Below are 12,464 nucleotides of genomic sequence, written 5' to 3' on the forward strand. Positions count from 1 at the left end.
CGGCGCCCATCCCAGGATCGCGCAATGCATTCACGACATCCGCCGCGATCACGCCCGGGTTGCCCGTTCGGCATGCAGAGCATTCAGACGGGCTCGACGATGCCTGTTACCTCACAGTCCTGCTACCTAACAGTCCTGCTACCGGTTGCTGCGCCGGCCCCGCTTCCGGTCGGGGATGTCCACAGTCCCTCTTACGCCGGAATGGCTGATCGATCGTCCACCGCCATCATCAACGACGAAATCGCCTCCAATGCGATCGACGTCAATGTTTCCTGATCCGTCATTTTCCACCCGCATCGTGCCGCCCACTCCGGACACATTGATGCTCCCGGAGCCGTCGGAATCGACAGTGAGGTCCCCCGAAATGTTCCGCGCGCGAATCTCACCCGAGCCGTCGTGAATTCTCAGATTCCCCTGCACGCCGTCAACGTCGATTGTGCCGGACCCGTCGTGCACCCGCACGTTTCCCTTCGCACCGCGAATCTCGATCTCACCCGAGCCATCGTTCAGTGTCAGAGCGCCAACGTTCACGAACGCGGCCTCACCGCTTCCGTCTCCAACGTCGAGAGCAAGCGACGGAGGAACTTCAATCACAAGGTCGAGACCCCGGTAGTGCGAGTTACCTCCCATCGCGTCCCATACGGTGCGGTTGTCGTCCGGAATTTCCACCTTGATGAAAACAAGGTCGCCGCGTCGCTCGGCGACGAGCTTGATGCCCTCAAGCCACTGGCGCTCCGACGCGCGTGCGGTGCCGCGGACGCGCACCTGCGAGAGGCCGGAACGCCCTTCGACACGGAGACTCCCCGCGGAGGCCGATATTTCGGCACTTCGCGCGCCGCGTGCATCGATGTCGGCGTTACGCGGCGACGTATATCCATCCTGCGCTCGTACGTGGCCGGGAATGAAAGACGCCGTTACGATGAAAGCCATTGCAATACCCAACCTGATACCGTTGCGTGTCGTACTCATGCGATCTCCGTTGTCTCAGAAACCTGCCGCCGTCGTCCCTCGTGGACGTCCTGCGCCTGCGGATTATTGGACGCGCCTGCGGCCAGTACGGTTTGAACGTTGGTCGGTTTCAGGGTATGCCCCTCTTGTCACCGGGGGAAACCAGGGCCCCGTGGTTTAACATCGGGCGTAGCGCGAGGACGGGCACAATCACCATAATTGCGGCGTGATGACGCGCGTTCGTTCGATCGCAGCTGCTATTCCCCCGTGCTTCCTGCTCGGCTGCACCAGCGCGAATCAGGGTGCCCTGCGACCGGCGACTTCCGGCATCGGCCTGCAACGAGGCATCGCTGCGGCCGACTCCCTCGTCACGGCCGCGCTCGGCACACTGATTCCCGGCGCCGTGCTGCTTGTCGCCAGAGACGGGACAGTTCTGCACGAACGCGCCTACGGTTACGCCGAGCTCAACGACTACTCGGTCAAGCGGCTGCCGTCGCCGCGACCGATGCGTACGTCAACGGTTTTCGATCTCGCCTCAGTGACGAAAGTAATGGCGACCACCTTCGCCATCATGCTGCTGGCTGATCGCGGGCAGGTCGACGTCGACGCGCCGGTCCACCGGTACCTTCCCGACTTTCGTGGCCCGCACCTCGACAGCATCACTGTCCGCCACCTGCTCAATCACTCGTCAGGTCTCGTACAGTGGCAACCACTGTATTATCAGGCTGCCAACAGCGCCCAGACCTACGCAGCGATTCGCCGCATGCCGCTCGGCTGGGGCGTCGGTGAGGCGCGACACTACAGCGATCTGGGATTCATGCTCCTCGGCTACATCGTCGAGCGAGTGAGCGGGCAGCCCATCGACAGATTTATCGAGCGTGAGCTGCATCAACCCCTCGGTCTGCGCACAACAATGTTCAATCCGCGGAAACGGGGGCTGACTGAATTCGCCGCAACAGAGCCGGGCAATGTCTACGAACGGCGCATGGTTTATGACTCGACCTTCGCGTACGTGTATCGCGGCAACCCCGCATCGTGGGACGGATGGAGGAACGGCGTTCTGGTCGGAGAAGTGGACGACGGTAACGCCGCATACGCCAATGAAGGCGTTGCAGGGCATGCCGGGCTGTTCTCGACCGCTGCCGATCTTCGTGTTCTCCTCGATCTGCTCAACAATCGTGGCATGTACAACGGTCGACGATATCTTCGCCCCGCGACCGTCGACCTGTTCCTGACGCTCGACAAATTCGAACATTATCTCGGCTGGCAGTTCCCGGCCGGCATGCCCGAAGGCACATTTGCCCACAGCGGCTTTACCGGCACCTGGGTCGCGGGGATCCCGAAGCACAAGCTGTCCATCGTGCTGCTTACCAACAGGCAGAATCTCGGCACTGATGCTCGCGGCTATTTCCGCGATGTCACACCGTTACGCGAAGCGGTCACTCGCGCAATCGTGAATGGGGCCGAGGCCGACGCCGGTAAGGGTGTCGCCACATCCGGAATGCCTGGCTTGGATGCGGCCAGGTTTCAACAGGGGCGTTCGTAGAGCAATGAGCATCGATCCGCTGAGCGATGAGAAAGTCATCGAATCATGGCGAACGAACGCGGCTCCCTGGACGGATGCCGTCCGGGAAAGCCGGATCGAAAGCCGTAAGCTCGTCACGAACAAAGCAATCGTGGATGCGGTGTTGAGCCGATCGCCCGTGACAATGCTAGACATTGGATGTGGGGAGGGATGGCTCGTGCGGGCGCTCGCCGAGCACGGTGTCGAGGGAATAGGAGTGGATGTCGTGCCGGAGTTGATCGAAGATGCACAGCGCGCCGGGGGAGGCGATTTTCGTATCGCATCGTATGAGTCTATCGCCGCCGGCGAGTTGCATGTCACCGTCGAAGTGGCCGTTGCGAATTTTTCGCTCATTGGAAAGGAATCCGTGAGTGCCCTTGTCTGCCGTATGCCTGAGATGCTCGCCACACGCGGCGCTTTCATCGTCCAGACGCTGCACCCGATTACAGCCTGCGGTGATCTGCCGTACGAGGATGGCTGGCGCACAGGCTCGTGGGCCGGTTTCAGCGAGGCGTTCTCCGATCCTGCACCATGGTACTTTCGCACGATGGAGAGCTGGCAGCAGCTATTCAAAGACAACGGGCTCACCATGTCCGAAATCAGGGAACCGATAAACCCGGTTACAGGAAAGCCTGCATCGGTCATCTTCATCGCCGAATCCGATTGCTAAAGCAAAGTCCCGATACTAACGTTGCCCGCCTGATACGCCGGCCGGTGGGAAGCTTCTCACCGACGAACCGAAATGGAGACACTCGCATGACGACTGCATTCGTCCGACGCTGCGCTGTTTTGCTCGCGCTCGTTCTTTCTGCACTTCCTTCATTACTGACTAGCCAGGCCTCGCCTGGTGTCGTTCGTGGGCGAGTGACTGACGCCGGGTCCGGCAGAGGGTTAGCCGAGGCGCAGGTGGTTGTGACGGGCACACGAATTGGTGCGCTTACCAACAGCGCCGGAGAGTTTACTCTCTCTGGTGTTCCGGCCGGCGCTCGCACCGTTACCGTACGGCGGATAGGATATCAGGCGGTGACTCAGCCGGTCAGTGTCGCCGCCGGAGCTACGGCAACAGTGACAGTCGCGCTGCGGGTCAGTGCGGTCAACCTCGACGAGGTCGTAGTCACCGGCACTGGGAGTGCCACTGAACGACGTAAGCTCGGAACCAGCGTTGCGTCGATCGACTCGACTCTCATCAGCCGTGCGCAGGCGGTGACGCTCGACCAGGCACTGCAGGGCAAGATTCCCGGAGCGCAGATCTCACAGAACTCGGGTGGCCCCGGCGGCGGCGGAATGTCGGTGCGCCTTCGCGGTGTCAATTCGTTCATCTCCGGATCCGATCCTCTTTACATCATCGATGGCGTCATCATCGACAACGGGTCAGCGCAGCTGGCCGATCTGGGTGGGCGATCCAATCCGCAGAACCGCCTGGCCGATATCAACCCCGCCGACATCGAGCGGGTCGAAGTAATTCGAGGCGCAGCTGCCGCAGCGTTGTACGGTTCGCGAGCGAACAACGGCGTTGTTCAGATCTTCACGCGGCGCGGCACCATCGGCAAGCCGCATTTCAGCTTCACCAGCCGTCTCACCACCAACGAATTGCGTGAGCAGCAGCCGTTCAACTTCTACCCTTTCGATGCGGCAGGCCTCCCGATTGCCCGCTTCAATTATCAGAACGACATCTTTCGCCGCGCAATGGGGAGCGAGCAGAACCTGACAGTCGAAGGCGGTAACGACCAGACGCGGTACTTCGTCAGCGGTAATTTCGCGAAGGAGGATGGTATTCTCCGGTCGACGTCGTCTCAGCGTGCGGGCGCGCGAGTCAATCTGCAGCAGCATCTTTCGTCGCGGCTCATCGGTAGCGTAACGGCCAATTACGTCACGACTCAGAACGAGCTTCAGGCGTTCGGAGAGCAGAACAACTATGGAGTGCTGGGTTCGCTTTTCTTCGCTCCCACCAGTGTGAATTTCCAGCCGGTGAACGGTGTCTATCCATTGCCGCCAACCCTTGGGACCAACCCGTTACTGGCGATCGATCGTATTCGGAATCCGCAGACCATCGACCGCTTCATCGGTGCTACCAAGCTGACGTGGACGCCGATCACCAGCCTTGTCGTTGACTACACGCTGGGAATCGACAACACCGGATTCGAACAGGGACAATTCATTCCGCGCAACGCTGTCCTCGGCACCAGTCCGCTTGCGACGGGCCGATCGCTGTCCGTGTTTCAGGGAACGCGCGTCGTCAATCAGGACGGCGTGGCCGGGTATACGTGGCGACCAATGGGTCCTGTCGAGATGCGCACGACCGGTGGATTCAACTACACCTCGCAGCGCGTGAAAACCACAACAGCCGAAGCGAATGGGCTGGCCCCTGTCGGAGAGTTGGTCAGTGCCGGGTCGGCGCCGAGGGCAGCTCAGACTGACATCGAGCTGCGCACGCTTGGCTTTTACGGACAGCAGGAAGTTGCATGGAACGACCGGCTTTTCCTGACGGGAGCGGTTCGATACGACGCATCGTCGACATTCGCACCTTCCGAGCGCTGGCAGGTTTTTCCGAAATTTTCGGCATCCTATGTTGTCGTCGCCAATCAGCCTGGGCGACTGAATAATCTCCGTTTGCGATCCGCGATTGGCTGGGCGGGAAGCCAGCCCGGCATCGTCAATGCGTATTCACAATACGTCACCTTTGCACAGTCTCCATTTGCACTCCGGCCCGGTTTCGTAAACGACGTCGTTTTCGGCAATCCCGACCTACGCAACGAGCGCGCGAGGGAGTGGGAAGTCGGGACAGAGCTCGGACTCCTGTCCGGACGCGTCGGGATCGAGGCGACATACTACGATCGTCTCGTATCAGATCTGTTGTTTTTTCGCCCGCTCGCGTCGAGCACGGGATTCTCGCGCCAGTTTTTCCCTATTGGCTCGATGTCCAACAAGGGATTCGAGCTTCTGGCGCAGACCAGAAATTTCGACACGCCCAGGTTCGGATGGTCGACCACTGCCACGTACACGCGCAACCGCAATCTCGTCGAGAAGCTCGATATTCTGGACTTCCAGTCTGCCGGCGGCTATCCGAACCGCATCCGGACAGGGGAGCCCGCAGGAGTGTTCTACGGCTCATACGCAGCCCGCGATTGCGTGACGGGAGCGTTGCTGGTCGACTCGCTCGGCCGATACCGCCGCAGCAACCAGACCGCAGATCTGGGCACGCTCGCCCAGCGTCGCGCAATCAGCAACGGAACCTGCAACGATTCACTCAACAAGGTCATCGGCGATCCGAATCCGGATTTCATGGGATCCCTGCTGAATGAAGTCACAATCGGCAAAAAGCTGCGCGTGCGTGCTTTGCTCGATGGCGTGTTCGGCAACGACGTCATGAACCTGTCGACGCGTGCGCAGAATGCCGGTATTGCAAGCAACTCAAAGGAATACGAGCGGGAGCTGCTTCCATATGGAGACCCGCGGAAGCTGCCGCCGACCTTTAACTCGCGTACTCAGGGAATCTTCGAATACTGGGTGGAGGATGGCACCTTTGTGAAACTCCGCGAGGTATCAGCCAGCTACAAGTTCGATGGCGCGCCGGTGCGCCGGTTCTTCAGGGAAGGCCTGGATGTCACGGTCTCCGGCCGCAATCTCTATGTCTGGACCGATTACAGTGGTTTCGATCCGGAGATCAACTTGTTCGGCACGAACGCGGGAGGCCGGGAGTCGGTACAGACGACAGCGGCCGACCGCGGGTTCGACTTCGGGGGCTATCCCATCCCGCGCGTGTGGTCCGTAAGTGCGCGACTCAATTTCTGATCCGCGGAGAAACGTCACCATGCGAAAAATGATGCGTTGCGCGGCTGTGGGCGCGGCGGCAGCGGTCGCGGGATGCGAGCTGAATCTTCAGAATCCCAACTCACCAACCGAAGGCCAGGTAACAACGAGCCCCGACGGGGTGATCGCACTTGCAACCGGGCTTCAGGGACGTTTTGCGACCTCATACGGCAACTTTGCCTACATGGCGGGGCTCGTGACCGATGAATTCGCGTCCGTTTCGGCGGCACTGATATCCATCAGCGACTCCGAGCAGGGGTCGGTTGCCCCCGGTACTGCGATAGCGGACAACGTGTTCAATTCTGTCTACCGCACGGTGCGAACGGCCGACGATTTGCTCATCGGAGCCGACGCCTTATCCGGCAGTTTCGACGCGGGAACACGCAGCGGACTTCGCGCGCTCGCCTTCGCGCTCAAAGCCGAGGCGCTTGGCGAGGCGTTGCAATCTTACCAACGCATTCCGGTCGCGACCTTCGGACAGACGACACCGGTGTACGTCAGCCGGGCAGAGGCGCTTACAGTGATTCGTCAGCTGCTCGACTCAGCGGCCAACGGAATTGCGACGACCCCGCCGAGTGCGTTCTTCAACAACAGCATTCTGACGCCGGGCGTGAATCTTCCCAATGTCATACAGCTTTTTCGGGCACGCTACGCACGCATCGGTGGCGATGACGCGACAGCGCTTGCGGCGGCAAACCTCGTGGCCCGAACGGGTTCGGGAGCGCTGTCGGTGCTGACGTTTCCGTCTCCAACAGTGAACTTTTTTGCGAGCGTGACGGGCGGTGAATTCGGTATTGCGCCGCGCCGCCAGTTCAGGCTTTCAATGAGCCCGCAGGACCAGAGGGCATCGTACTTCGTTATTCCGTCGTCGACTCTCAGCGGCCGGGTGGGTGCGCAGCTCGATCCGTTCAGCCGTCTTGCGAATCCGCAGGCGCCTCTCCCCGTCTATTACCCCGACGAGGCGCTGCTAATCAAAGCCGAAGCGCTGGCCAATCAGAATCAGCTTTCCGCAGCGCAGGCGGCGCTCGATTCTGTTCGCACCGACTGCACGGGTGGCCGCGGGGTCGACGATCCCAAGGCATGTCTGCCGGCTCTTGGTGCACAGCTCACTCAGAGTCAGCTGCTCGCCGAGATCTATGTGCAGCGGCGCTACGAGCTGTTTGGTACCGGTTTGCGATGGGAAGACGTTCGCCGGCGTAACGCGATTCGGGGTCCAGCGGCTGCTCCCGCGGTTCCGATCGACGGCCAGCGCTGCTGGCTCCCCTACTCGCTTGGCGACCGGAATGCCAATCCAAACGTTCCCGCAGATCCGACAGAGCCTTCGTCATTCCCCTCCGGCTGCGCGCTTCAATAGAACATGAAAATACAATCGACTACCATGGGAAAATCGCATATGTCGAATCGGGCAAAGGCAGCCGTATCGGGATGTCTCGCCATTTTCCTGTCTGCCTGCGGAACTACGACGGCACCGGATGCCCTTGTACCGTCGGGCCCGCAGGGGCGGGTGCGACTGGTCAACGTCATTACGGATGCAACGCGGGGCCGCGTCAACGCCTCGCTCGAGGGGCTCGTATTCGGAGTCGATATCAACTATGCGGTAAGTGCGCCCGCAAATCTGGGGGCGCCGGCCACCGCTCCGTACGCCGCAGTGCTGGCGGGGAATCGCGCCTTTGTTCTCAAGCGCACGGCCGACACCACCGTAACCGTGGCGACGCTGAGCTTCGCTGTAGCGGATGGCCAGGATGTCACCGTTTATGCAATTGGAGGGGTGGGCGGAAGCGCGATCACATCGGTCGTGACAACAGACATCAACACAGCGGCGGCATCTACCGAGACCCGGATTCGTCTCGTCAACATGAGTCCAACCGCCGGCGCTGTAGACGTGTTCTTCACTGCTGTGGGTGCCGATCTGGCGACGGCTACGCCGCGTGCGACTGCACTGGCCTATAGAGGCCAGTCCGCCTATTTCACCGTGGCGCCAGGGACTTATCAATACCGCGCCGTTCCCGCCGGCACCGCACCAGCAAACCGCGCCGCGGCCGTTCTGATCACGTTGTCGCCTGTCACGGTTGCGGGCGGGACAGGGCGAACGATTGTCGCGGCGGACAACAACGTCGGCGGGGCTCCGCTCCGGGCTTTCGTCCTAACTGATCGTTAGGCTTCACCGAACCAATCCTCGTAGCCGGTTCCTTTCTCTTGTCCCACGTGACGCCTCCGATCACGCCGATGTCCGACACCTCCGCACTGACCCGGGAGGACCTTGCCGCGGTAACCGCGACGTATCGAAACGAAACCCGAAAGTTCGATCGGTGGGGGGGCAGCGCTATTCGTTGGTGGCCTTTCGGTTGGCTTACTCCTAATGCTCGCTGGTGATCGTTTTAGGTGGAGCGACGGGTGGGATCCTGTCTTTCTTGCGTTGGGATGGGGCTTGGCCTTAGGTGGCATGTCGATACCTTGGTGGCGCCGCCAGCGTGCAATGGAAGGCCTCAAGGTCGAATGTGCCTCGTGCTCGATGCCTAAACACACGCTGATGCTAACGAGCGATCGGGATAGGCAGTAGGAGAGAATCCTCTCCTACTGCCCTCCCACACCACCGGACATGCAGGTCCGCATCCGGCGGGTCGGCTGACTTATGGTCTTGTGTCACCTATCCCGTCTCGTCGACAATCACCATGCCTTCAGTGGCGTCGAATCTGAGGGGGAGGTCCAGTGAAGATCATCAATACGTTCTCGCGCGACGAGCGCATCGCTGCGTTCCAGAGGGTGCTCCTTCCCGATGACACCGAGGAGCAGGCAGATATCATGAGCGCACCCATTGACGAGGTCGACGAAAACGGCGTTCCGTGGTTTCCGCCAAGTTACGTCGGTGATCCACGGGTGTACTCGGCAGCGTTTCTCGACCTTGTCTCGCTCGTGTCCGACGAGACTGCCGCAAAGGTTTGGGCGTCGATGAAGCTCTCGCCGACTGAAGGGCAGGAACGCCGCGCACGGTTTCAGGACACCTTGAATCGCGACGAGCCGCCTTCCGTGTGAAGCACCTGGCGGAGAGTTGCCCGCAAGAGCGTGTCGCTCCTACTGCGTCGGTCTGTACAGTGGCTCGCTATACCTCGAAACGGAATAACGCTGAACGGAAAGACTGGAAACTCATTACACGCCACTGGAATGGTTTGCTCTACGATTGAGCGGACCTTCCCGCGATGAGCTGGGTCGATCTTCTATTAGCCGTCATATCACGTGCGTTGGAGCAGACGGAGCGTCATGCACGCCACGAGTTGAAGCGCAGATCGGTAGGTGGCGGGATATCGCATTTCGTCATAATGAAGTGGCCTTACTCTCAGATGGTGCCCGCCTCAGGGGACGAACGACTACAGGAAGGTGATGCAGTCGTACGTGGACAGCCATCCGCCGGAGGAGTTCACGAAGGTGAGGGACGGCGGGAACTACGGCTGGCCGTTCTGCAATCCGAACCCGGACAGTCCTTCGGGAATGAACGGGATGCCGTTTGACCGGGATGTGGAGCAGAACGCGGACGGGTCGCGTCTGGACTGCGCGACGGCGGACCGGATATCGAAGGGGATCCAGGCGCACTCGGCGCCCCTGGGAGTGACGTTTCTTCAGGGTACGAACGCGCCTTTCCCCAGTGGGGATCCGCATGCAGCGCCTGCATTTCCATCAGCTGAAAATAGAACAGCTCGAACAGGCGCTCGCCAACCAGATTTCTCAACCGCTGCGACGGACGCTTCGCCAGAAACGAATCGAGATACTCGCCGCGTACCACAGACATCGTCAGCACCTTGTCTGTCGAGAGTTTCGCATGGACGTACGGCACATCGACGTAAGGCAGGCGCGCGAGATGCCTCCGAAAGAAGGCCACGTTCTCTGCCTCCCGTTCATAGTCGCACTCGGCGATGATCTGCGCCCGTAGCTCGTCAACAGCACTCTCCGGCAGGTATTGCGACAACTGCGCGGGCTTCGACACGGCCCGAAACCACTTGAAGTCGTTCTCGATTGCGTCGCGGATACCCGGATACTGAATCTTGACCGCCACCTGCTCGCCATTTTTCAGCGTCGCGTAGTGCACCTGCCCCAGAGAAGCCGCGGCAAACGGTTCTGGCGTGAACGTTTTATAGCTTTCCTCCGGGTCCCGGCCGACGCTGCTTCTGAACTGCGCGCGCACCAGCGACGGGTGCATTCCGGGAGCCTGCATCTGCAGCTTCGACAGCTCGGCCAGGGTTTCCGCGTGAAGCAGATCGGTGTGCAGGCTCAAGGTCTGACCGAGTTTCATCGCCGGACCCCGGAGCGCCATGAGATCCTCGCTGACTCGTCTCGCCGCCTTCGTGTGGGTGGCTTTCAGCTTCCTGCCGCGTTTCTCCTCGGAGAGAAACGCACTCTGCGCGAGATACCCGAGATAGCTGCCTGTGACGCCGGCGCTCATCGCTGCCATTCGAAGTGCCCCTGCGGGCGGGTCCGTCGCTGACGCTCATACAATCGTCCCCTTGCGAAGCACGCTGACTCCGAGGCGCAAAGAGCGCTCGAGAAAGGCCAGAGTGTTCTGCTTCGACGCAGACGAATCGTGCAGCCAGTACAGCAGCACACCCACGTAGTAGATCCAGAACGCATGCGGCGCGACCCAGGTCATGGAGCTGATGCTTCTGTTCGGCAGTGATTCCTCGATCAATTCCTCAACGAATGCCATGTACCGGGTTCGAAGGGCCATTGCCTGGAGACTGAATCCGAGCCTTGACGAAGGACGGAGTGCCTGTACGAAAGCCGCCCCGATGAAATTTTCGTACGGGGTGAGATACTCGATCTGACTCTGGATGAGGGCGAACAGCTTTTCTTCGAGAGGTGCCTTGCGGAGCGACTTTCTGGCCCGGACAGCAGCAATTGCGTGATCTACCTCGAGCTCGAAGAAATGAAGTGCAATATCCTCCTTCGTTGCGAAGTAATTGAATACCGTGCCTTCCGCGATTTTCGCCCGGCGCGCTATCTGCCGGGTCGTTGCGGCTTCAAATCCCCGCGTCTCGAACAGGTGCAGGGCTGCAGCAACAATCCGCTGTCGCGTTGCTTCCCTGTTCGTTTCTCTCCGTCCCGGCGAGACTTTCTTGGTTCCGAGCGCAGGTTTTTTCGTTCCGAACGCAGCTTTTTTTGCCCGAGGCGCGACTTTTCTCCGTCCGGCTGCAGCCTTTTTCCCTTTGGGCGCGACCTTTTTCGTTGAACGCGCAGGGCGTCCGCGAGCAACAGATGTGTTTCGGGTTCCGGGGGCTGAGTTTTCAGGCATCGGCATTTGTCACAGGACAAAAACAAAGGTGAGCGTGCTCATTAATTATATGAGCACGCTCACCTTTGTCCACTGCCGGCATCAGCCAACCAATTGCCGGGCCGCCCGGCATATCGCCAAACGCAGGCTTTATCCCGCGGAACCGGCGCGTGAGCGCGACCGTTCAGCGCCCGAGCATGCCTCCCAGCTTGCCAAGGTCGTTGAGCGGGTTGCCGTCACCGTCCCGGTCGAGGATGCCGATCAGACCGCCGAGTCCGCCCGGAGCACGGCGTGTCGCCTCGCGCGCTTCGTTGTCCAGCATCGGGCCAAGGTCTCCGGCTTCCTGATATCCTCCCGGTGCGCCGCTGGGCGCCGGTGTTCCCGGCATCGAAGCCCGTGGGGCCTGGGCGCGCTTCTGCGCCAGAACCGACATCACGATCGGTGCGAGCACCATCAGCAGCTTCCCGATCTGCGACGGATCGAGTCCCGTCGCCTTGCTCACGCCCGCCTCGACAGGCGTGCGCCTGCTCCCGAAGATATGTCCAAGGATTGCGCCGCCCGGCCCGGACTGCGCGTTACCGAGCAGCCCTCCAAGACCGCCGAGCACTCCACCCCTGTGGTCCTCGAGCGCTGTGCTTAGCGCCGCGGCACCCTGGGGCTGGGCGCTGTTTCGGGCAAGCCCGGCGAGGAGCATGGGCAAAGCAGTTTGCACAGCCGTGTGGGTCGTTGCCTCATCGGCGCCGAGCTGCTGGCTCAGTTGCGTCATGTTCGAGCCTCCGAGCTGATCCATCACTGAGTCGTAAATGGTATTCATTGTGTCGGCTCCAGCCGCTGGTTGAGTGTCGGTGTATCGGTGATTGTCATGAATGAAAGATTCGAGCC

General features: G+C 60.7%; 10 protein-coding genes. 6 read left to right on the forward strand and 4 right to left on the reverse strand.

Annotation, left to right across the window (positions count from 1 at the left end; all coding sequences use genetic code 11):
• Window positions 1-138: 138 nt before the first annotated feature.
• The gene (locus WKF55_02795) at window positions 139-969 is read right to left on the reverse strand and encodes a hypothetical protein (GenBank protein MEJ7758502.1); all 831 of its coding nucleotides are present in this window, start codon (window positions 967-969) and stop codon (window positions 139-141) included.
• Window positions 970-1,177: 208 nt separating this feature from the next.
• Here WKF55_02795 and WKF55_02800 point away from each other — a divergent pair, with 208 nt between their 5' ends.
• The 6 genes from WKF55_02800 to WKF55_02825 all read left to right on the forward strand — a co-directional run bounded on the left by WKF55_02800 (window position 1,178) and on the right by WKF55_02825 (window position 9,355).
• Window positions 1,178-2,494: a serine hydrolase gene (locus tag WKF55_02800; protein ID MEJ7758503.1), complete on the forward strand. Its 1,317-nt coding sequence runs from the start codon at window positions 1,178-1,180 to the stop codon at window positions 2,492-2,494.
• Window positions 2,495-2,498: 4 nt separating this feature from the next.
• On the forward strand, window positions 2,499-3,182 hold the full coding sequence (locus WKF55_02805; protein ID MEJ7758504.1) for a methyltransferase domain-containing protein: 684 nt from the start codon (window positions 2,499-2,501) through the stop codon (window positions 3,180-3,182).
• Window positions 3,183-3,268: 86 nt separating this feature from the next.
• Window positions 3,269-6,304, forward strand: coding sequence for a TonB-dependent receptor (locus WKF55_02810; GenBank protein ID MEJ7758505.1), 3,036 nt, complete (start codon window positions 3,269-3,271; stop codon window positions 6,302-6,304).
• Between the two features lie 19 nt (window positions 6,305-6,323).
• Window positions 6,324-7,676 (forward strand): RagB/SusD family nutrient uptake outer membrane protein, encoded by a 1,353-nt coding sequence (locus WKF55_02815; protein ID MEJ7758506.1) that lies wholly within the window; start codon window positions 6,324-6,326, stop codon window positions 7,674-7,676.
• Window positions 7,677-7,679: 3 nt separating this feature from the next.
• Window positions 7,680-8,480, forward strand: a complete 801-nt coding sequence (locus WKF55_02820; protein MEJ7758507.1) for a DUF4397 domain-containing protein — start codon at window positions 7,680-7,682, stop codon at window positions 8,478-8,480.
• A 551-nt stretch (window positions 8,481-9,031) separates the two neighbouring features.
• The gene (locus WKF55_02825) at window positions 9,032-9,355 is read left to right on the forward strand and encodes a hypothetical protein (GenBank protein MEJ7758508.1); all 324 of its coding nucleotides are present in this window, start codon (window positions 9,032-9,034) and stop codon (window positions 9,353-9,355) included.
• 382 nt (window positions 9,356-9,737) lie between these two features.
• On the opposite strand, the gene WKF55_02830 is transcribed toward WKF55_02825, so the two are convergent.
• From WKF55_02830 to WKF55_02840, 3 genes are all read right to left on the reverse strand, one after another.
• Window positions 9,738-10,766 carry an AarF/ABC1/UbiB kinase family protein gene (locus tag WKF55_02830; GenBank protein MEJ7758509.1) on the reverse strand — a complete coding sequence of 343 codons (1,029 nt, stop codon included), beginning with the start codon at window positions 10,764-10,766 and terminating at the stop codon, window positions 9,738-9,740.
• Window positions 10,767-10,802: 36 nt separating this feature from the next.
• The gene (locus WKF55_02835; GenBank protein MEJ7758510.1) at window positions 10,803-11,603 is read right to left on the reverse strand and encodes a TetR family transcriptional regulator; all 801 of its coding nucleotides are present in this window, start codon (window positions 11,601-11,603) and stop codon (window positions 10,803-10,805) included.
• A gap of 163 nt (window positions 11,604-11,766) precedes the next feature.
• On the reverse strand, window positions 11,767-12,396 hold the full coding sequence (locus WKF55_02840) for a DUF937 domain-containing protein (protein MEJ7758511.1): 630 nt from the start codon (window positions 12,394-12,396) through the stop codon (window positions 11,767-11,769).
• Between the last annotated feature and the right edge of the window lie 68 nt (window positions 12,397-12,464).

The sequence above is a fragment of the Gemmatimonadaceae bacterium genome, assembly GCA_037721215.1.
Classification (GTDB): domain Bacteria; phylum Gemmatimonadota; class Gemmatimonadetes; order Gemmatimonadales; family Gemmatimonadaceae; genus UBA4720.